This is a genomic window from Aeromicrobium sp. PE09-221 (assembly GCF_002174305.1).
Lineage (GTDB): Bacteria > Actinomycetota > Actinomycetes > Propionibacteriales > Nocardioidaceae > Aeromicrobium.
In genome coordinates this window covers 158,910-177,721 of the sequence record NZ_MIJB01000002.1, presented here as the reverse complement: position 1 = coordinate 177,721, position 18,812 = coordinate 158,910, and the positions used below count along the sequence as shown (strand labels likewise).

Here is an 18,812-nt window from a genome sequence, read left to right as displayed (position 1 = left end):
CTGCGCTAGGATTACTCTCGCTGTTCACGCCCCTGGCGCAGGCAGCGATGGTGGGCGTAGCTCAGTTGGTAGAGCCCCGGCTTGTGGTGCCGGTGGTCGCGGGTTCAAGTCCCGTCGTCCACCCCAGATGTGAACCCCAGCGTTCCAACGCTGGGGTTCATTACTTTCCCGGCCAGTCCGGGGAGTCCGTACGAGATGACCCCGCCAGCGTCATGCTGACGGGGTCACCGGTTGAGACGGCCGGAAGGCTCTGAAGCCGCCTTCGCGCCGAGCGGGTCAGTACTGGGAGCGCTTCTTGCCCGGCTTCCAGGTCGGATCGTCGGTGTAGCAGCTGGGGCCGCAGCTGTAGATCGCCGCCTGGACCGTCGCGCCTCCCGTCGACGTCGACGGCGCGGCAGCGGATGTCACGGTCCCTCCCGCGAACGACAGCCCGCCGATGACGACGAGCGGTGCGAGCACTCCCACGGACTTCGACTTCATTGGTGTCTCCTTGCTGCATGGCTAGGGTGATCACGGTGACCACGGCGAGCTCATCTTCACCACCTGGAAGAACTATCACCCCGTGTTTCTACTGGTTTCTGACCGCTCATCGTCCCCGATGCTTCACTGAGCTCTTCCGAGACATGACACGACCACGGGCGTGTCATTCCACCCTCTCGAACATGTGTTCGATAGGATGGGGGTATGAGTTCGGGGGATCTGGCGCAGCGGCTACGGGACACCGCAGCACTGCTGGATGCATTCCCTTCGAGTACGAATGCTCTGCGGGCGCTCGAAGAGGCGAGCAATGCGATCGATGCCGCCAAGGCCCAGCTCGTGACCGAGATGTCCGAGACCCTCGACCACGAGGCTGAAACAGATCCCCGAGGCCGCCGAGCTCGCCGAAGCAGTCAAGATGTCGTTGGAACACGTCAAACACCTGTCCTACGCAGTGACCCATGTCGGTCCCTCGCACACGCGACCTGCTGCCTCAACTCCTCGACGTGGCCGTCACGAATGAACCCTCGGCTCTGCGGCAGGTGGTCCGGACTCTTCGTGACGCTGTCTATCCCGATGAACTCGATCAGGCGTGGATCGATGGGATGGCGCGTGAGGATATTCAGGTCAACCCCGTCCTCGACGGCTGGCACATCAACGGGTTCGTTAACTCGACCACCGGCGCCAAGCTCAACACGCTCTTGCAGTCTCTCTCCGCACCTGCCGGTGCGGAGGATCCGCGCACGGGCGCGCAACGCCGCGTTGACGGCCTCGAGCGACTCTTGGACTCGGTGCTGAGCAATGGCCTGCCCGGGGACAAGGGCGTCCGCCCGCACCTGACCCTCACCGTCGACGCGAGCACTCTGATGGATGATGCCGGGACCGGCGAACTCATCGGATTCGGGAACATCGGGACACGGCAGCTGCAGGAGATGCTCTGCGAAGCCGACCTCACCCCCATCGCCACCGCAGGCAAAACCGGAATCCTCGACGTCGGCAGATCGAGTCGACTCGCCACACCACGACAACGCGCCGCGGTCCTGGCCCGGCAGGGACACCAATGCGCCTCCCCGGGATGTCGGGCACCCGTCGTCCACATCCATCACGTGATCTGGTGGTCCCACGGCGGCACGACGGACCTCGCGAATCTGATCGGCTTATGTCCCCGATGCCACCGACACGTGCATGCCGGGAGTCTGGTCATCGACCCGGTCACCCACGAATTCACCGACCGACACCACCGGACCCTGCCCGCAAGCCACCCACACCACCGACGACGCCGGCACCTCGCCCACGCCAGCTGAACCGAAGCGCGTCAGCGGGCGGACGTGAGCTCGTTCAACCGCTGTTGTGTCTCCTGGAGCTCGGCCTGTCTCGCATCGAGACGACGCCCCAGCAAGTCGAGCTCGGCGCGGAGGTCCGGGCACATCTTCAGGGACGCGCCGTGCTCCCCCACTCGGACGCAGTCGAGATAACATTTGATCGTCGCGGTTCCCACTCCCGCCGCGATCATCGCGGTGATCTGCGCCACGCGGGTCACGTCCTCATCGGCATAGTCACGGTAGCCGCCGCTGGTGCGAGCCGGAAGCAACAGCCCACAGTCCTCATAGTGGCGCAGTGCTCGTGCACTCACTCCCGTCAACGCGGCGAGTTCGCCGATCCGCATGGTCCGCTCCTCCGCTCGGCTTGACCTTCACGCCAGCGTGAACCCCTACCGTCCCGTGTACATGACCTCAGAGACAACGCGCCAGCGCGCCGTCATCTTCCACGGCTACGGCGCCACCCCCGATGATCACTGGTTCGGCTGGCTCGCCGACCGGCTCCGCGAGGACGGCATCACGACGACGATCCCTGCGCTCCCCGACCCCCTCGACCCTGATCCTCACCGCTGGGGGCGAACCATCGGCGAGACCCTGGGAGTCCCCGACAAGCAGACGACCGTCGTCGCCCACAGCCTCGGTTGCCTCGCGACACTGCGGTACCTACACTCTCTCTCCGCCGCCTGGCACCTGAACACCCTGGTGCTCGTTGCAGGCTTCGTCGACCGACTGCCGGCACTGCCCGAACTCGACGAGTTCATCGGCGACAGACTGAACCTCACCGATCTCGACGACCACATCGATCGCCTCGTCGTCATCCGGTCCGATGACGATCCCCTCGTGCCACCCGCGCTGACCGACCGCCTGGCCGGACTGCTCGGCGTCCCCGCACAGATCGTCCCCGGCGCAGGACACTTTCTCGCCACCGACGGGATCAGCGCACTCCCCTCCGCCTACGACGCCGCCACGAGCAGCCGATGTCCGCCTGGATCTCCCGGATGACATCGCCGAGGACGCCGCTGGTCAGCAGGCCGGGCCCGAGCGGGCCGCCCGAGGACTGGCCCACCGCGGGCAGCTGCCGCAGCGCCGTCCGCTCGGCATCCGTCAGCTGGTCGAGCTGCCAGCGGACCTCATTCCGGACGGCGTCGGGCCCCTCGGGTGAGGCAAGGGAGACAGCCTTGGCGGCATAGGCCGCCGCACCCAGTGCGTGGGCACCCATGTGCGCGACCGCGGACGCCTGCGCCGCCGCTCGGGCGGCCGCCGCGCCAGCCGCGGAGGTCGCGGCACCGGCGGCCTTCACGGCGATCATGCGTTGGCGGATCTCCTCGGCGGCGGTGCTCTCGCCGAGGGCGTAGGCGCGGGTGCGGGCGATCGCCTCGGGGATTCGCTCATCATCGGGGATCTCGGCGGTGAACAGCGGTAGGACACGCTCGGCACATGCGGCCGCCCACCGCGCGACGGTCCGTCGGTCGGCATCGTCGAGGGTCTGAGCGGAGGACATCCCGCATCATCCCACGGACCGACCCCTAGCCCCCGCGACGAGGTCCTGGGTGCCGAGCACCGCGAGCAGTTCGAGCTTGCTCGCGGCCTCGGTGCGCGGTGCCGCGGTAAGGACGAGCAGCACCTGCGACTCGTCCTCGGTGAAAAGGGCCTGACAGTCCACCTCGATGTCCCCCAGCTCGGGATGGACCAACACCTTGTGATCGTCGAAACGGCGCCTGACCTCATGCTCGTCCCACAACCGGGCGAACTCCTCACTGCGGCGGCTCAGCTCCCTCACCAGTTCTCCAGCTCGTGATGCGGGCCCGAGCCGCCCATAAGCCACTCGCAGCGATGCCACCTGAGCGCGACTCTGCCGGTCGCGGTCAGGTGCGGGATACCGCTGGCGTTCCTGGTCGGGATAGACGAACCAGCGGTAGATGTTGCTGCGTTCCATCCCGGTCAGCCGGCTCACGTCACCGAACAAGGCCCGCGCCGGCCCGTTCTGGACGAGGGTCTCGCCGAGGGCCGAGAGAATCAACGCCGGCGTGTCCGTCAACCGGTCGAGCACCCGCAGCAGGCCTGGCGCGATGTGATCGGTCCGCGCGGCTCGATCGGGGGCATCGTGGCCCGCGACCCGGTACAGGTAATCCCGTTCATCCGCCGTCAGGCGGAGGGCCCGCGCGACCGAGGCGAGCATCTGCGTGCTCGGCTGGGGACCACGCCGCTGCTCCAGCCGCGTGTAGTAGTCGGTCGACATCGCCGCCAGCTGCGCCACCTCCTCGCGCCGCAATCCGGCCGTCCGCCGCCGCGGACCCGCGCTCAGACCGACATCGGCGGGTTGGAGGGCGGCACGGCGCCGCAGGAGGAAGTCGGCGAGGGCATCACGGTCCACCCCAGCAGTATCGCCCCGGGGTCCCGTCGGCAACCAGGGACCGGTGATCCCCCTCAGAACGGTCCCTGGAACGACCGCGCTGCAGGGCGAAGACTTCAGGCATGGACATCTCAGGAAATACCGTCTTCATCCCCGGCGCCACCAGCGGTATCGGGCTCGCCCTCGCGCTGCGACTGCAGGAGAAGGGCAATACCGTCATCATCGGCGGCCGGCGCAGGGGAAAGCTCGACGAGATCATCGCGGCCCACCCGCATCTCCATGCGGTCGAGGTCGACGTCACCGATCCGGCTGACATCCAGCGCGCTGCGGTGCAGGTGCTCGGTGCGCACCCGGGACTGAACGTCCTCGTCACGATGGCCGGAGTCATGCGCGTGGAGGACTGGACCACCCCGGAAGGGTTCATGACCACCGCCGAGGAGACCGTCACGACGAATCTGCTCGGCACCATCCGTCTCATCGGTGCCTTCATCGAGCACCTTCGCACCCGGCCGGCGGCGACGATCATGACCGTCTCCTCCGGCCTCGCCTTCGCACCCCTGCGGGCCACACCGACCTATAACGCCACCAAGGCGGCGGTCCACCAGCTCAGCGAGTCGCTGCGTCTGCAGCTCGCGGACACGACGGTCCGAGTCGTCGAACTCGTCCCGCCCGCGGTCCGCACCGATCTGATGCCCGGCCACAGCGAGAACGAGTTCGCCATGCCCCTCGACGACTTCACGGACGAGGTCATGGCGCTGCTCGATGCTCAGCCGGAGGCGCGCGAGATCCAGGTCGAGAATGTGAAGTTCCTGCGCTATGGCGAGGCCCGCGGCGACTACGACGACGTGGTCGCCGCCCTCAATCACCGCGACCCGCACGGTGGGTGATGCGCGACGCGGCGCTCCGGCGGTGCGCTGGACGGGCTTCGGTCCATTGTCACGCCGCGAGTTGGCCGAGGCGTGGGGACACGCGCCTCACCACACCATGAAGAACTCCCGAGCGACTGTGTTAATGTCATGGACCGTCTGCGGGCACAGGCCCGCAGCACCGTCGGGACGCGCCGAGCGAGGAGACTCGCCATGACGCGCACCTCGGCCCGCTCCGCGCTTCCTCGGCGCCGTCGAGCCCGGGCCCCGGACGATGGGCGCCGATGCTGCCGCCCACGTCCGGCTGATCGATCGAGGGCATGCACACATGCCCCGCTCCGGCCTGCCCACGGGCCGGTGATCGACGCGGCGGTGACGCGAAGGAACGAGGGGATGTGGTCCATCGACCGAGGGCATCGGCGCGTCGACATCTGAGAGCCCGCGGAGGCGCCCCCGCGTGGCCGGACGTGCACAGCACGGCACCGGTGAGCACGCATGTCGGTGTCCGTGCGGATTCCATGACTTCGTCGCATAAGGAGGTGGCGCGTGAATGACCTCGACTCGGTGCAGTTCAGCGCCGTGATCATCGTTGGATTGCTGGTGTTCTTCTACGGGGGAACGTTCTACATCTCGACCCGCATCGGCAAGAAGCAGGAGAATGCCGACGGCTATATGACCGCCGGCAACAAGATCGGCTTCGGGATCTCCGCGGCCAGCATGACCGCCACGTGGATCTGGGCCTCGTCGATGTACGCATCGGCGGCCTCGGGTTACACGTACGGCATCTCCGGGCCCATCCACTACGGCCTGTGGGGCGCCCTGATGATCCTGTTCATCTACCCCTTCGGCAAGCGGATCCGCTCGGTCGCGCCGAAGGCCCACACCCTGGCCGAGGTCATGCACGCCCGGCACGGCCGCTCGAGCCAGCTCATGCTCGCGGGCTCCAATGTCGTCGGCAGCGTCATCAGCCTGATGTCGAACTTCATCGCGGGCGGTGTGCTCATCGCGATGCTCTCCCCCTTCACCTTCATCCAGGGTGTGATCGCGGTCGCCGGCGGTGTGCTGCTGTACTCGCTCTGGTCGGGCTTCCGCGCCTCCGTGCTCACCGACTTCGTCCAGGTGATGGCGATGCTCGGTGCCGTCGCCATCATCGTGCCCGTCATCTTCTTCGCCGCCGGATTCCCCGCGGTCTTCGAGAGCGGCGCCGCGAATCTGACTCCCCAGCAGGGCAACTTCTTCTCCAGCGACGCCTTCCTCGGCCAGGGAGCTCCCTATATCGCCGCCGTGCTCGCCTATGCGATCGGCAATCAGACCATCGCGCAACGCCTGTTCGCCGTGCGCGAGGACCTCATCAAGCCGACGTTCATCACCGCCACCATCGGCTACGGCGCGATGGTCATCGGCGTCGGCATGCTCGGTGTGCTCGCCCTCTACCTCGGCTTCGAACCCACCGACGGCGACATCAACAATCTCATCCCCGAGATGGCCGCGACCTACCTGCCGGCGATCCTGCTGGCCGTCTTCTTCATCATGATCATCGGCGCGCTGTCCTCCACGGCGGACTCCGATCTCGCCGCGCTGTCGTCGATCATGATGGCCGACGTCTACGGCCAGAACATCGCCGGCAAGGGGAAGGCGAATCCGAAGACGATGCTGCTCGTCGGGCGCATCACGATGGTCGTCGCCACCGCGGCGGCAGTCGCCTTCGCGAGCCTGCAGCTGAACATCCTCGATCTGCTGGTCTTCGTCGGAGCACTGTGGGGTGCGCTGGTGTTCCCGGTGCTCGCGAGCTTCTACTGGGACAAGGTCACCAACAAGGCCTTCACCACCGCCGTGGTCGCCGCACTCGCCCTGTTCCTCCCGGTGCGCTTCGGGTGGATCCCCATGTCCGGCGGGATCGGCTTGATCGTCGACATCCTTTCGGTCATCGGCATCGGCGTGGTGCTCGGCCTGATGGCCTTCGGTTTCTTCGGGATCCGGGTCGGGAAGATCGTCGGCGTGGTCGCCGCGCTGGTGTCCGCACCGTTCGTCATCGGCTTCCTGCACGACTACGCGACACTCAGCGCCTCGCTGGTCGCGTACGCCGTCAGCACGGTGGTCTGCTGGGCGATGTCGGTCGGGCAGACCGAACGCTTCGACTTCGCGCTGATCCGTCAGCGCACCGGCGACTTCGATGATGACGATCCTCGTCGCGACCCCACCCCCGAACCTGCGAAGGAGGCGTGATGACCACGCTCGCACTCACCGTCTATGTCCTCGTCTGGCCCCTGGTGGTGCTCATCGTGATGGGAGTGATCGGGCGCGCGTTCTTCGCCGAATGGCGCGAGGCGCGACGCTCCGGTCAGGACCTCATCTGACTCTCTGGCACCTGACGGCGGCGAGCCGTCGGCCGACGCGAGTATCGGCCGGCGGTTCGCCGCCTCGTCTCCGCGGACTCAGCTTCCGATGCCGTCTCAGAGGTTCGTGCGCAACCATTCGCCGAGCTGCCGGGCACAGCGTTCGACGACCTGCGGCCACTCCAGGGCACTCTCGTCGGCGGTATCGCTGATGACCTTGACGAGCCGGACCGGGACTCCCATCACCGCCGCGGTGCGCGCCACGGCGAATCCCTCCATGTCCACCAGCGACGCTCTCTGGGCGAGCACATCGCGAAGGACCGCATCGGAGACGAAGCGGTCACCGGTGGCCAGCACCGTGCCGTCGCCGTCCTCGATCGCGATCTCGTCGACCGCCTCGGCGCCGAGAGCACGGATGGACGGCGCATCGAGATCGTGGTTGATCGCCAGCGAGGGCAGGTGGATGCCGCTCAGTCCGGTGTGCAGTGCCCCGGCGGTGCCGATATTGACGATGCAGCTCGGGCGATGCTGAGCGATCGCCTGCGCGGTGGCCGAGGCCGCCTCGACCTTGCCGATGCCGGTGATGGCGAGCGGGATTCCTGGGGGAACATGGGCCGCCTCGGACGCGAGAGCGGCCACCACGAGAGTCGTCACCCCGACACGTTAGCCGGTCGCTGACGGCGTCATGTCCTCGCTCGCCGGGAGCGCTCGAAAGGCCAGACCATGAGCGCCCACACGCCGGCGATGATGACGGCTTCGGCCAGCACGTAGAACGGCCAGGGGCCCAGGAGGTCCAGCAGCGAGCCTCCCGACGGCTTGGCATTGAGATAGCCGTAGTTCGTGCCGAGTACCGCATTGGCACCGGCCGTGACCACAGCCCAGACGATCGTCGCGGCCACCGTGATCGCATAGTCACGCCAGCGCGGCCGGATGCCGAGACCAAGCACCAGGAAGAGCCCGGCCCAGACGACGAGCCAATGCATGAGCCAGAACATGAGGAACCGGGGCTCAGGGAAAGGCGCCGCCAGGTCCGGCGTGATCATCGCCTGCGTGGTGAGCACGATCCCCCACAAGAAGGTGATAGCGGCCCACGTCCGGTGCCGCGTCCAGAGAGCCACGACGGCGACCACCCAACCGCTGTCGCACAGATGGAGCGGCAGCGAGGTCTGCAGGTCCCACTCGGCGGGGGTGAACTGCAGCAACTGGAGAGGGACTCCCAGCAGGAGAATCGTCACCGCTGCTGCGCGGCTGACCACGTCCTCGACTGGCCGTCCGCGCCATTGCCGACCGCACCAGACGACGGACAGCGCGCCGATCAGGAAGAGTGCTAAGGCGATCTGATGCTCCACGCCGAAGGGCTCGAAGCGGTGGGCCTCGGCTCCCATCGGACGAGCCAGCGTGTCAGCGGTCAGCGCTCGACGACCGGAACGACGTCGGGTGCGCCCTTGCGCGCGGCATCGGCCGTCTCGTCATCGGGCATCGTCTGACTCTCGCGCTCGGCCTCGACCCGCTTGACGTAGTGGTCGACCTCGCGCTCTCGCTGCTCGGCGCTCCAGCCGAGCTCCTCGCCCATGAGCTCGGCGACCTCTTCCGCGACCCCTGTGCCGCGGTCGAAGGTCTCGATCGACAACCGAGTACGACGCGCGATGATGTCGTCCAGGTGCCGGGCGCCCTCATGGGTGACCCCGTAGACGACCTCGGCCCGCAGATAGTCGTCGCCGCCGGTCAACGCCTGGCCGAGATCGGGCCGCTCGGCGATCAGGTCGAGGACCTCCAAAGTCAGCGACCCGTAGCGGTTCAACAAGTGCTCGATACGTCCGACGCCGATACCGTGTCGAGCGGCAAGCGCCGTGCGCTGGTTCCACATCGCCTCATAGCCGTCCGCCCCGAGCAGCGGCACGTCCTCGGTGCAGCTGGCGGGCACCTTGCGATCCAATTGCACCGCCATCGCATCGACCGCGGCGTCGACGGCGTCCTTCGCCATGACGCGATAGGTCGTGTACTTGCCGCCCGCGATGACGACGAGACCCTTGGTGGCGGTCGACACCGCATGCTCACGCGAGAGCTTGCTCGTAGCATCGGACTCGCCGGCCAACAGTGGGCGCAGGCCCGCGTAGACGCCCTCGACATCATCGTGAGTGAGCGGCTCGACCAGGACCCGGTTGACGTGCTCGAGCAGGTAGTCGATGTCCTTGGCGCTCGCGGCCGGATGGTCCTTGCTGAGGTCCCAGTCGGTATCGGTGGTGCCAATGATCCAGTGCCGTCCCCACGGGATGACGAAGAGCACCGAGGTCTCGGTGCGCAGGATCAACCCCGATTCGCCGCGGATGCGGTCGCGAGGCACCACGAGGTGGATGCCCTTGCTCGCCCGAACGTGGAACTGGCCGCGCTCCCCCGCCATGCCCTGGGTCTCGTCGGTCCACACACCGGTGGCGTTGATGATCTGCTTGGCGCGCGCCTCGTGCGTCTCGCCACTCTCCAGGTCCTTGATGTGAGCCCCCACAACCCGGTCACCCTCGCGTACGAGGTCGACTACGCGGGTCCGGCTGGCGACGTGCGCGCCGTAAGCCGCGGCCGTGCGGGAGAGGAACATGGTGTGCCGGGCATCGTCGACCTGGCCGTCGTAGTAGTGGAGGGCACCGACGAGCGCGTCCTTGCGCAGCGCGGGCATCCGCTTGCGGGCACCGCGCCGGGTCAGGTGGGTGTGGTGCGGCACGCCCCGCGAGCGGCCCGACAGCGCGGCCATCGAGTCGTACATGAGGACGCCGGTCCCCGCGTACACCCGCTCCCACACGTGATGCGTGAGCGGGTAGATGAAGGGCACGGGCTTGACCAGATGCGGCGCGAGACGCTCGATGAGCAGTCCTCGCTCCGCGAGCGCCTCAGCGACGAGGCGGAAGTCGAGCATCTCCAAGTAGCGCAGGCCGCCGTGGATGAGCTTGCTGGAACGGCTCGAGGTGCCGGAGGCGAAGTCGCGGGCCTCGACCAGGCCCACGCTCAGACCGCGAGTGGCGGCATCCAGGGCCGCACCGCCGCCGACGACACCTCCACCGATCACCAACACGTCCAGCGGTTCCTCCGCCATCGCGCGGATCGCATCACGTCGCTGCTGGGGGGACAAGGCAACCGATCGCATGCCCTCCAGTGAACCAGGAATCGGCTACTTTGTCGGTGTGAGCCCATTGACCTCCAGCTTTCTCTCCGATCAGGACGGCCTGCGGGTCGCCACCACCACGTGGACCACGGGGGCCGACCGGCCCCGCGGTGTGGTGCAGATCTCCCACGGACTCGCCGAACACGTGGCCCGCTACGGGCGATTCGCCGAGGCGCTCAACGCCGCCGGCTTCCATGTGGTCGGCTCCGATCACCGCGGACACGGACGCACCATCGCCGATGTGCCCGGTGACTTCGGCGAGGCGGGCTTCGAAGGGCTGTGGCGCGATGTCGTCCAGCTCGGTGAGGGCATCCGTGCGGAGTACACGGGGCTCCCGGTCTTCCTCTTCGGCCATTCGATGGGCTCCTTCGCCGGCCAGCACGTTCTCGTCGAACGCTCGGACCTGTACGACGGGGTCATCCTGTCGGGGTCGACCGCGATCGACGTGATCGCTGCCGGGATGGCCGGTGCTCCGGCGGGTGACCTCAGCGTCTTCAATGCCGCCTTCGAGCACCGCACCGGCTACGAGTGGCTGAGCCGTGACGAGGCGGAGGTCGACCTCTACGTGGCGGACCCGCTGTGCGGCTTCGATCTGCCTGAGACGACGGTGCCCGCGCTCTTCGCCGGTGGATCACACCTGGCCGATCCCGAGGTGCTCGGACACATCCGCCCGGACCTGCCGCTGCTCATCGCATCGGGCTCCGACGACCCCCTCGCGGGTGGCGGTGACCTCATCGAGCTGATCGGCTCCCGCTATCGCGAGGCAGGTCTCCAGGACGTCACCGTCATCCTCTATCCCGGTGCCCGACACGAGATCCTGAACGAGACCAATCGCGACGAAGTGACCCGCGACATCCTCGCGTGGCTGGACGATCACACGGGCTGACCCGATTGGCATGGCGTTGGCGCGATGCGGTAGTGTTCTATCTCGCGCACAGCGCACTGCACCCCTAGCTCAATTGGCAGAGCAGCTGACTCTTAATCAGCGGGTTCAGGGTTCGAGTCCCTGGGGGTGTACTCTCCATCCGGCCCCGGTCCATCGACCGGGGCCGTTCCCGTTTCAATGACCTCGACCGTGACCTGATGGTCTGGTGGCGGTGCTCCGCGAACGCCCACAGAACCTCGAGCCTGACCGATCCCCGATGACGTGGACGACCTGGAACGCGCCCGACGCACCTGGGTGAAGCTCTCGCAGGGGCGCGGCGGGCAGCTCCGCCCGACCGGGCGGCACGACCATGAGATCACCGGATGGACAGGACAGGCCTACAACGGCGCCGGCGACCGCACCAAGGTCCTCTGGTGCAACTTCCGCCCGGCGCGGGACGACCTATCACCGAAAAGGCGGAGTCCGATGAGTGACGAGCCGACCGGCTACCCGCCGACGCGTGAGCAGCTAGGCGCGCTCGCGCTCATCCACCACGAAGAGATTCCAGATCGCGATGACTGCGGAAATGCCGACGAGCACGTATACGGTCCGCGAGAGCGCGCTTCCCTCGCCAAAAAGCTCATCGACGAGATTCCACTCGAAAGCGCCCACGAGGCCCCAATTCAGGCCGCCGATGATCGTGAGGACGGTTGCAATGCGACGAATCCATAACATGACTGATTCCTCCAGATACGACTTTCCACCCTTCCTACCCCAACTCGACGCCCCCTGCACGATGAACAGGAAAAACCGCGCCGACCAACACGAGAGGCAGCAAGCATGAGTGACCTGCGCACGTGGGCGTCACCGGTCGTCCGCCACGCGATCCGCCGAGCGGTCGTGTCGGGTGCTCAAGCTCTCCCGCCAGCCTTACTACCGGTGGCTGGCGAATCCCCTCACCGACGCGCACCGAGATGAACCGGAGTTCGGGCATCGACTGCTGGCCGACGAGGCGTGGCGGATCGCATCGAGCAACGGCTGGTTCAGCGTGTTCGGGAGCCCATGCGCGGCACGGGCCGTCGGCACCGATCGAGTAGACGGACGAACCCGTCTCGGGACGGCACGAATTTGATCCGGGAGCCGAGGCGTGTCGCAGGGTCACACCGATCCTCGCGTGGACAGGAGCACGCGGACATTGTGGACTCAAGACATGCGTCCTGCCCGATCTCGCCTCTCGCCCACGACCTTCGCCATCGCCGCCTCGGCCGTGGCGCTGACCGCACCATTCGTCGCCGCCGGGCCGGCAGCGGCCGAGCCCACAGCCCCCGGCCCGCCCGCTGCGGAGCCGCTCACCGATGCCCGCTTCGGCGACGATGTCTCCGTCGAGCAGACCGACCTCGGAGCCGGCCTGACGGCCTACTCCGGCGAACCCACCGAGATCGAACAGACCGCGCTCAGCGCCTTCCACATGGCAGCCGTGACCTGGGAGGGCGAGTTCGATCCGGAGGCCGGGCTGGAACTGCGCCTCCGTACCGGCGACGGGTGGGGCGAATGGCAGCCGCTCGAACGGACCGATGGTGAGGACGCGCCGCGTTCGACCGAGCCGATGTGGTCCAGCGACGCCGCCGATGCCGTCGCCATCCGCCTCGGCTCGGGGCAGGCCGCGCCCGAGGGACTGAGGATCGTTACGGTCGATCCGGGCGAGTCATCCGAGCCACCCGGCGCGCAGTCGTATGCGGCCGGTCAACCCGACATCATTCCGCGCAGCGGCTGGGGCGCCGCGCCCGCGGAATCCTGCGATGCCACCATCGGCTCGATGCAGGGCGTTGTCCTGCATCACACGGCGGGAGCCAATTCCTACTCCAAGGAAGAGTCCGCTGGCATCGTCCGCTCCTATCAGACGATGCACATGGTCACCAACGACTGGTGCGATCTCGGTTACAACTTCCTGGTCGACAAGTACGGGCAGATCTTCGAGGGACGCGCCGGCAGCCTCGATGACCACGTCCGCGGCGCCCACGCGGGCGTACGCGAGGTCAACGACAACACCACCGGCGTCGCGATGATGGGCAATTTCGAGAGCTCGAACATCTGGAACACCGAGTGGGACACACTGCGCGATGCCACTACCCGACTCATCGCCTGGCGACTCGACGACTACGGCCTGCGCCCGCTGCAGACACTCGCCCTCAACGGGCAGACCGAGTTCCGCGTCTCCGGCCACCGCAACTGGCTCGCGACCGCATGCCCCGGCCAGTACGGCCAGGACTGGCTCGATGCCGGCAACGGCCTGCGCGCCGACCTCGACGCCATGCTCTAGCGGTAGATCATGCAGGTCGTGGTCGCGTGGGCAACGAGACGGCCCTCGGCGTCCACGACCTTCCCCTCGGCCGTCGCGACCTGACGTCCCACATGGATCGTGGTGCCGGTACCGCTCAGTCTCCGGCCGTCGACGGGCACGGTGCGGATGTAGTTGACCTTGAGCTCCAGCGTCCCGTAGCCCACCCCGGCGTCGAGCGTCGTGTGCACTGCGCAACCCATCACCGAGTCCAGCAGCGTGGCGCAGGTTCCACCGTGCAGCGAGCCGAGCGGATTCGCGAAGGCCGGGTCGGACGGCAAGGAGAACACGACCCGGCCGTGCTCGATCTCGTCGATCGAGAACTTGAACAGATCGCCGATGATCGGTGCGCGCTCGGCCGCCGGCAACGCCGTGGCATAGCGCAGGAGCTCCAGACCGGACATCTCGCGGGGATCGGTCGTGGTCATCACGGGGTCCTCTCGGATAGACTGAGGCCAATATAGACCGTTCGGTCTAGGGGAGGGATCATGGCCGCACCGGTTCGACAGCGCCTGCTGACCAGCACGATCGACCTGCTGCGTCGACACGGGGTCCACGGCACCGGCATCGCCGACGTGCTCCGGGAGTCGGGAGTCGCCCGTCAATCGATCTATCACCACTTCCCCGACGGCAAGGACGAGCTCGTCGCCGCCGCGACTCAGGCGGCCGGTGAGCATGTCCGGCGGGTCGCCCAGGGGGGTCACGTCGATGCACTCCTCGCGTGGTGGGAGCGCACACTGATCGAGCACGACTACGACATCGGCTGCCCGGTCGCCGCGGCCGCGTTGGCCGGTCCGGATTGTCCCGCCAGCACACGGGCCGCTCGGGAGGTGTTCGCCACCTGGCGCGAGGACCTGGCCTCCGCCCTGCGCCTCGACGGCGTCGCCGATCCCGAGCTGCTCGCGGGAGTGCTCGTGAGCGCCTTCGAGGGCGCGATCATGCAGGCCCGCGTGGAGCGTAGCGTCACTCCCCTGCGCGATGTCGCGATCGTCATGGGCCGGCTCATCGTGCCGGAATAGCACGACGACCTGACCACGTTAACCGGACATGCGCGTCTTGCTCACCGGAGGAACCGGTTTCATCGGAGCGGCCGTACTGCGCCGCCTGCGCGAGGCCGGCCACGAGGTGCTCGCGGTCGTGCGATCGCAGAGATCGGAACATGCCGTCACCGAGGCTGGCGCGACCGGCCTGCTCGGTGATCTCCGCGATGAGGACTGGCTGGTCGCGTCTCTACGCGGTGTCGATGCCGCCGTCCATGCCGCAGCTGCGGGCGACGGCACCGACCCCGCGATGAACACCGCGGTCGTCGATGCCGCCATAGAGGCCTTCGCCGGCACGGATAAGCCCTTCATCCTCACCGGCGGCATCTGGACCTATGGCGACAACACCGCCATCGTCGAGGACTCCCCCGACGATCCTCCGGCCCTCACCCGCTGGCGCGTGCCCTTGGAGCACCGGCTCCTTGATGACGCCGCACGGGGGATCGCGATCCGTCCCGGCATCGTCTACGGCCACGGCCAGGGGATCCCCGCCCTGCTCGCGAACGGGCCCCGCGACGACTCCGGCGCTCTGCTCGTCCCGGGAGGCGAACAGCACTGGACCACCGTCCATGTCGACGATCTCGCCGAGCTGTATCTGCTCGCCCTCCAGCACGGCACCGCGGGAGCGATCTACCTCGGAACCGATGACGGTTCCCCCACCGTGAGCGAGCTCGGCACCGCGCTCGGCAAGAGGGTCGCCCACGAGACCGCGGACGCCTCCCGCGCCCGACTGGGCGCCGACTTCGCCGGTGCGCTGCTGCTCGACCAGATCGCCGACTCCACGCGGACCCGCGAGGCTCTCGGATGGAGCCCCGTGCACCCGCCGCTCATCGAGGACCCGACCTTCACCAGCGCCGGCTGACGCAGACGATTCGCAGATCCCCTGCCCAGTGCCGAGTCGCATGCCGCCCTCGCGGTCCCTGACACGATGCGCTGGGTGGCCTGACGAACATGGCAGACTACCGGGCATGTGGATCGGCTGGATCGAGTTCGACATCCGCCTCGGCGATGTCCATTCGCTGAAGGAGAAGCGCAGCATCGTCCGGCCGATCGTCGCCGAGCTGCAGCGTCGTTTCGCACTGGCTGCCGCCGAGACCGACAGCGTCGATCTCTATCGACGCGCCGGGATCGGCGGCAGTCTCGTCTCGATCGATCGTCACCATGTGATCGAGGTCCTCGACTCGGTGGAGCGTTTCATGGCCGACCGGCCCGAGATCGAGCTGCTCTCGGCCCACCGGCACCTCTCCTCCAGTGATGACGACGAACAGGACGAGCTGCCCTTCGGTTGACCGATCACCGCCAACTCCCCCTTAGGATGTGACATACATCACGATCCAAGGGGGATTCCATGTCCGAACCGCGCCGTCCGGCGACCTACCGCACCTTCGACGAGGTCAAGGAGACCCTGAGTCCGGCCGAGCAGCGCTTCGAGCGCGGCCGTCGCACGATCGGCCTCTTCGCCGGACCGGTCATCGGCATCGTGACCTATCTGCTGTGCGCACCCCTCGACGAGCCCGCCCAGCGGCTCGCCGGCCTCCTGGCCTGGGTCGTCGTCTACTGGATCAGCGAGGCCATCCCGATCCCCGTCACCGCCATGGCCGCCATGGCCGCGACCATCATGATGGACATCGCAGGCGCGGAGGAGGTCTTCGGCGCCTTCGGCAACAGCACGATCTTCGTGTTCATCGGTGGCTTCATCATCGCCGAGGCGATGCGCAAGCACGGCCTGGACCGCCGCTTCGCCTTCGGCATCCTCAGCCTGCCCGGCGTCGCCCGCTCGACGACCCGCATCATCATCGCCTTCGGTGCCATCACCGCCCTGCTGAGCGGCTTCGTGTCGAACACCGCCACGGCGGCGATGATGATGCCGATCGCCGCCGGCATCGTCGGCTTCCTCGCCTCGGCGCTCAGCCGCGACGCCGAGGAGGAGGTGGACCCCCAGCGGCTCCACTTCGCCACCGCGCTCATGCTGATGGTCGCCTATGGGGCCAGCATCGGCGGGCTCCTCACCCCCGTCGGCAGCCCACCGAACCTCATCGGCAGGGCATATCTGGAGGAGGAGCTCGACATCATCGTGCCCTTCTTCCAGTGGATGGTGCTCGCCTTCCCCCTGGTCATCGTGATGTTCGCGGTCCTGTGCCTGCTGCTGGTGCGCCTGAACCGTCCCGAGGTGAAGCGGGTCGAGGGAGTCGACGGCTACATCAAGGAGGAGCGCGACAAGCTCGGACGGATGGGTGCGGGAGGACGCAACACCCTCATCGCCTTCGGCGTCGCCGTCACCCTCTGGATCTTCCCCGGCGCCGTGGGACTCGTGACCGGTGGCGAGTCCTCCTTCTACGACGCCACGCTGAGCCGGCTCGACGAGGGCGCTGTCGCCATCGTGGCGGCCTCCCTGCTGTTCCTGCTTCCCACGAACTGGTCAGAGCGCTCGTTCACGCTGACCTGGAACGACGCGACCAAGATCGACTGGGGCACGATCATCCTCTTCGGCAGCGGCATCACCCTCGGCGGGCTGCTCTCGTCCACGGGACTGGCCGCAACGATGGGCACCTCGCTGTCGGACCTCCTCGGCGCGAGCCAGCTGCTGAGCATCACGATCCTCGCCACCGTCATCGCCGTCATCATCAGCGAGACCACCAGCAACACCGCGAGCGTCGTGGTGGTCGCGCCGATCGCCGCACAACTGGCACTCGCCGTCGACGTCAATCCTGCCGTGCCGGTGCTCGCCGCCATCTTCGGTGCCTCCTTCGGCTTCATGCTGCCGGTGTCCACGCCGCCGAATGCCATCGTCTACGGCACCGGCATGGTCCCGATCACCAAGATGGTGCGATCGGGCATCGTCTTCGACCTCGTCGGGATCGTCATCATCGTCACCGGAGTCACCGCGATGGCCTCCCTGCTCGGCATCGGGTGATGCTCCCGAGGGGGACCGGCTCCGCCCGCGGAGCCACTTGGGCATACTGAGCGGTAATCAGACGACTCCAGAAGGGTTCAACGTGCGTAGTCCCCGAGCGTTCTTCCGTCCTCTCGCCGTCGGCGCCCCGGCGCCCGCCACCGATGTCCCGTTCCGCCCCAGCCGGATGATCCACTTCTTCGATCCGAGCAACGAGAAGATGGCGGCCAAGGTCCCGGACATCGCGGCCAAGGTCGACATCCTCCTGGGCAACCTCGAGGACGCGGTCAAGACCGAGAAGAAGGAGGCGGCGCGTCAGGGCCTCGTCGACATCGCGAAGGCCAATGCCGGCCTGTTCGGGCATGGCGGCGACACCCAGCTCTGGACCCGCGTCAACAGCCTCGACTCCCCCTGGGTGCTCGACGACCTCATCACCCTCGTCACCGAGATCGGCCACCAGCTCGACGTCATCATGGTGCCCAAGGTCGAGGGACCGCAGGACATCCACTACGTCGACCGGTTGCTCGCCCAGCTGGAGGCGCGCGCCGGACTGGACCGCCCGATCCTCGTGCACGCGATCCTCGAGACCGCCGAGGGCGTCGCCAATGTCGAACAGATCGCCGCGGCCAGCCCGCGCATGCAGGGCATCAGCCTCGGCCCGGCCGACCTTGCCGCCAGCCGCCGGATGAAGACCACCCGCGTCGGGGGCGGTCACCCCGGCTATCTCGTGCGCCAGGACCCCACGGGCGAGGACCTCACCGAAGGACGTACCACCTACCAGCAGGACCTCTGGCACTACACCATCGCGCGCATGGTCGACGCCTGCGCGATGAACGACATCCTCCCCTTCTACGGTCCCTTCGGAGACATCAAGGACGTCGTGGCCTGTGAGGACCAGTTCCGCAACGCCTTCCTCCTCGGCTGCGTCGGCGCCTGGAGCCTGCACCCCGTGCAGATCGACATCGCCAAGAAGGTCTTCTCCCCCAGCCCCGAGGATGTCGCGCACGCCAAGCGGGTCGTCGAGGCGATGGGCGACGGTTCCGGAGCCGTCATGATCGACGGCAAGATGGAGGACGACGCTTCCTGCAAACAGTGCATCGTGATGCTGGACCTCGCCCGCGAGCTGGCCGCCAGCGATCCCGAGCTGGCCGCGGCCTACGACCTCTGAGGA

At 67.5% G+C, this 18,812-nt stretch carries 21 protein-coding genes and 2 tRNA genes; 14 read left to right on the top strand and 9 right to left on the bottom strand.

Going from position 1 to position 18,812, the window contains the following annotated elements; genetic code table 11:
- Positions 1-50: 50 nt before the first annotated feature.
- A tRNA-His gene (locus tag BHE97_RS01045) sits at positions 51-126 on the top strand.
- Positions 127-276: 150 nt separating this feature from the next.
- Here the strand turns inward: BHE97_RS01045 and BHE97_RS01040 are convergent.
- A complete protein-coding gene (locus BHE97_RS01040; RefSeq protein ID WP_087622152.1) occupies positions 277-480 on the bottom strand; it encodes a hypothetical protein in 204 nt (67 codons plus the stop codon).
- Positions 481-938: 458 nt separating this feature from the next.
- Here BHE97_RS01040 and BHE97_RS01035 point away from each other — a divergent pair, with 458 nt between their 5' ends.
- A complete protein-coding gene (locus tag BHE97_RS01035) occupies positions 939-1,781 on the top strand; it encodes an HNH endonuclease signature motif containing protein (protein WP_087622151.1) in 843 nt (280 codons plus the stop codon).
- Positions 1,782-1,792: 11 nt separating this feature from the next.
- On the opposite strand, the gene BHE97_RS01030 is transcribed toward BHE97_RS01035, so the two are convergent.
- Entirely contained in the window at positions 1,793-2,143 is a 351-nt protein-coding gene (locus BHE97_RS01030) for a MerR family transcriptional regulator (RefSeq protein WP_087622150.1), read from the bottom strand.
- A 61-nt stretch (positions 2,144-2,204) separates the two neighbouring features.
- Between BHE97_RS01030 and BHE97_RS01025 the strand changes: the two genes are divergently transcribed.
- A complete protein-coding gene (locus tag BHE97_RS01025) occupies positions 2,205-2,798 on the top strand; it encodes an alpha/beta hydrolase (protein ID WP_087622187.1) in 594 nt (197 codons plus the stop codon).
- On the opposite strand, the gene BHE97_RS01020 is transcribed toward BHE97_RS01025, so the two are convergent.
- Both BHE97_RS01020 and BHE97_RS01015 read right to left on the bottom strand, forming a co-directional pair.
- On the bottom strand, positions 2,731-3,297 hold the full coding sequence (locus BHE97_RS01020) for a putative immunity protein (RefSeq protein WP_087622149.1): 567 nt from the start codon (positions 3,295-3,297) through the stop codon (positions 2,731-2,733). The genes BHE97_RS01025 and BHE97_RS01020 overlap by 68 nt on opposite strands.
- Positions 3,298-3,303: 6 nt before the next feature.
- Positions 3,304-4,170, bottom strand: a complete 867-nt coding sequence (locus BHE97_RS01015) for a helix-turn-helix transcriptional regulator (RefSeq protein ID WP_087622148.1) — start codon at positions 4,168-4,170, stop codon at positions 3,304-3,306.
- 101 nt (positions 4,171-4,271) lie between these two features.
- Between BHE97_RS01015 and BHE97_RS01010 the strand changes: the two genes are divergently transcribed.
- The 3 genes from BHE97_RS01010 to BHE97_RS20535 all read left to right on the top strand — a co-directional run bounded on the left by BHE97_RS01010 (position 4,272) and on the right by BHE97_RS20535 (position 7,372).
- Positions 4,272-5,036 carry an SDR family NAD(P)-dependent oxidoreductase gene (locus BHE97_RS01010; RefSeq protein WP_087622147.1) on the top strand — a complete coding sequence of 255 codons (765 nt, stop codon included), beginning with the start codon at positions 4,272-4,274 and terminating at the stop codon, positions 5,034-5,036.
- A 525-nt stretch (positions 5,037-5,561) separates the two neighbouring features.
- Positions 5,562-7,241, top strand: a complete 1,680-nt coding sequence (locus tag BHE97_RS01005) for a sodium:proline symporter (RefSeq protein ID WP_087622146.1) — start codon at positions 5,562-5,564, stop codon at positions 7,239-7,241.
- A complete protein-coding gene (locus BHE97_RS20535) occupies positions 7,241-7,372 on the top strand; it encodes a putative transporter small subunit (protein WP_236757466.1) in 132 nt (43 codons plus the stop codon). Before BHE97_RS01005 ends, BHE97_RS20535 begins: the two co-directional genes overlap by 1 nt.
- 96 nt (positions 7,373-7,468) lie before the next feature.
- Here BHE97_RS20535 and BHE97_RS01000 read toward each other — a convergent pair whose 3' ends face one another.
- From BHE97_RS01000 to BHE97_RS00990, 3 genes are read right to left on the bottom strand one after another with little or no spacing between them, the layout of a single operon-like run.
- Positions 7,469-8,005, bottom strand: a complete 537-nt coding sequence (locus BHE97_RS01000) for a nucleosidase (protein ID WP_087622145.1) — start codon at positions 8,003-8,005, stop codon at positions 7,469-7,471.
- A gap of 29 nt (positions 8,006-8,034) precedes the next feature.
- The gene (locus BHE97_RS00995) at positions 8,035-8,736 is read right to left on the bottom strand and encodes a TIGR02206 family membrane protein (protein ID WP_087622144.1); all 702 of its coding nucleotides are present in this window, start codon (positions 8,734-8,736) and stop codon (positions 8,035-8,037) included.
- A gap of 23 nt (positions 8,737-8,759) precedes the next feature.
- Positions 8,760-10,487: a glycerol-3-phosphate dehydrogenase/oxidase gene (locus tag BHE97_RS00990; protein ID WP_087622143.1), complete on the bottom strand. Its 1,728-nt coding sequence runs from the start codon at positions 10,485-10,487 to the stop codon at positions 8,760-8,762.
- 37 nt (positions 10,488-10,524) lie between these two features.
- On the opposite strand from BHE97_RS00990, the gene BHE97_RS00985 reads away from it, so the two are divergent.
- A complete protein-coding gene (locus tag BHE97_RS00985) occupies positions 10,525-11,391 on the top strand; it encodes an alpha/beta hydrolase (RefSeq protein ID WP_236757465.1) in 867 nt (288 codons plus the stop codon).
- A 58-nt stretch (positions 11,392-11,449) separates the two neighbouring features.
- A tRNA-Lys gene (locus tag BHE97_RS00980) sits at positions 11,450-11,522 on the top strand.
- Between the two features lie 376 nt (positions 11,523-11,898).
- Here BHE97_RS00980 and BHE97_RS00975 read toward each other — a convergent pair.
- Positions 11,899-12,105 carry a DUF378 domain-containing protein gene (locus BHE97_RS00975; RefSeq protein ID WP_087622141.1) on the bottom strand — a complete coding sequence of 69 codons (207 nt, stop codon included), beginning with the start codon at positions 12,103-12,105 and terminating at the stop codon, positions 11,899-11,901.
- Positions 12,106-12,580: 475 nt separating this feature from the next.
- On the opposite strand from BHE97_RS00975, the gene BHE97_RS00965 reads away from it, so the two are divergent.
- Positions 12,581-13,690, top strand: coding sequence for an N-acetylmuramoyl-L-alanine amidase (locus BHE97_RS00965; RefSeq protein WP_087622140.1), 1,110 nt, complete (start codon positions 12,581-12,583; stop codon positions 13,688-13,690).
- On the opposite strand, the gene BHE97_RS00960 is transcribed toward BHE97_RS00965, so the two are convergent.
- A complete protein-coding gene (locus tag BHE97_RS00960; protein WP_087622139.1) occupies positions 13,687-14,136 on the bottom strand; it encodes a PaaI family thioesterase in 450 nt (149 codons plus the stop codon). The genes BHE97_RS00965 and BHE97_RS00960 overlap by 4 nt on opposite strands.
- A gap of 60 nt (positions 14,137-14,196) precedes the next feature.
- On the opposite strand from BHE97_RS00960, the gene BHE97_RS00955 reads away from it, so the two are divergent.
- The 5 genes from BHE97_RS00955 (at position 14,197) to BHE97_RS00935 (ending at position 18,809) form a co-directional block, all read left to right on the top strand.
- Positions 14,197-14,727: a TetR/AcrR family transcriptional regulator gene (locus tag BHE97_RS00955; RefSeq protein ID WP_087622138.1), complete on the top strand. Its 531-nt coding sequence runs from the start codon at positions 14,197-14,199 to the stop codon at positions 14,725-14,727.
- Between the two features lie 28 nt (positions 14,728-14,755).
- A complete protein-coding gene (locus BHE97_RS00950) occupies positions 14,756-15,610 on the top strand; it encodes an NAD-dependent epimerase/dehydratase family protein (protein WP_087622137.1) in 855 nt (284 codons plus the stop codon).
- Positions 15,611-15,716: 106 nt separating this feature from the next.
- On the top strand, positions 15,717-16,037 hold the full coding sequence (locus BHE97_RS00945; RefSeq protein ID WP_087622136.1) for a DUF503 domain-containing protein: 321 nt from the start codon (positions 15,717-15,719) through the stop codon (positions 16,035-16,037).
- 59 nt (positions 16,038-16,096) lie between these two features.
- Positions 16,097-17,662, top strand: a complete 1,566-nt coding sequence (locus BHE97_RS00940; protein ID WP_087622135.1) for a DASS family sodium-coupled anion symporter — start codon at positions 16,097-16,099, stop codon at positions 17,660-17,662.
- An 82-nt stretch (positions 17,663-17,744) separates the two neighbouring features.
- Entirely contained in the window at positions 17,745-18,809 is a 1,065-nt protein-coding gene (locus BHE97_RS00935) for a CoA ester lyase (RefSeq protein ID WP_087622134.1), read from the top strand.
- Positions 18,810-18,812: the final 3 nt, after the last annotated feature.

What these genes read in the sequence shown, in the direction of transcription:
- BHE97_RS01020 (WP_087622149.1), bottom strand. Translation starts at nt 3,297, where the DNA reads ATGTCCTCCGCTCAGACCCTCGACGATGCCGACCGACGGACCGTCGCG.
- BHE97_RS01010 (WP_087622147.1), top strand. Translation starts at nt 4,272, where the DNA reads ATGGACATCTCAGGAAATACCGTCTTCATCCCCGGCGCCACCAGCGGT.
- BHE97_RS01025 (WP_087622187.1), top strand. Translation starts at nt 2,205, where the DNA reads ATGACCTCAGAGACAACGCGCCAGCGCGCCGTCATCTTCCACGGCTAC.
- BHE97_RS01035 (WP_087622151.1), top strand. Translation starts at nt 939, where the DNA reads ATGTCGGTCCCTCGCACACGCGACCTGCTGCCTCAACTCCTCGACGTG.
- BHE97_RS00945 (WP_087622136.1), top strand. Translation starts at nt 15,717, where the DNA reads ATGTGGATCGGCTGGATCGAGTTCGACATCCGCCTCGGCGATGTCCAT.
- BHE97_RS00995 (WP_087622144.1), bottom strand. Translation starts at nt 8,736, where the DNA reads ATGGGAGCCGAGGCCCACCGCTTCGAGCCCTTCGGCGTGGAGCATCAG.
- BHE97_RS00965 (WP_087622140.1), top strand. Translation starts at nt 12,581, where the DNA reads ATGCGTCCTGCCCGATCTCGCCTCTCGCCCACGACCTTCGCCATCGCC.
- BHE97_RS00990 (WP_087622143.1), bottom strand. Translation starts at nt 10,487, where the DNA reads ATGCGATCGGTTGCCTTGTCCCCCCAGCAGCGACGTGATGCGATCCGC.
- BHE97_RS01030 (WP_087622150.1), bottom strand. Translation starts at nt 2,143, where the DNA reads ATGCGGATCGGCGAACTCGCCGCGTTGACGGGAGTGAGTGCACGAGCA.
- BHE97_RS01040 (WP_087622152.1), bottom strand. Translation starts at nt 480, where the DNA reads ATGAAGTCGAAGTCCGTGGGAGTGCTCGCACCGCTCGTCGTCATCGGC.
- BHE97_RS00975 (WP_087622141.1), bottom strand. Translation starts at nt 12,105, where the DNA reads ATGTTATGGATTCGTCGCATTGCAACCGTCCTCACGATCATCGGCGGC.
- BHE97_RS20535 (WP_236757466.1), top strand. Translation starts at nt 7,241, where the DNA reads ATGACCACGCTCGCACTCACCGTCTATGTCCTCGTCTGGCCCCTGGTG.
- BHE97_RS00955 (WP_087622138.1), top strand. Translation starts at nt 14,197, where the DNA reads ATGGCCGCACCGGTTCGACAGCGCCTGCTGACCAGCACGATCGACCTG.
- BHE97_RS00950 (WP_087622137.1), top strand. Translation starts at nt 14,756, where the DNA reads ATGCGCGTCTTGCTCACCGGAGGAACCGGTTTCATCGGAGCGGCCGTA.
- BHE97_RS00940 (WP_087622135.1), top strand. Translation starts at nt 16,097, where the DNA reads ATGTCCGAACCGCGCCGTCCGGCGACCTACCGCACCTTCGACGAGGTC.
- BHE97_RS00960 (WP_087622139.1), bottom strand. Translation starts at nt 14,136, where the DNA reads ATGACCACGACCGATCCCCGCGAGATGTCCGGTCTGGAGCTCCTGCGC.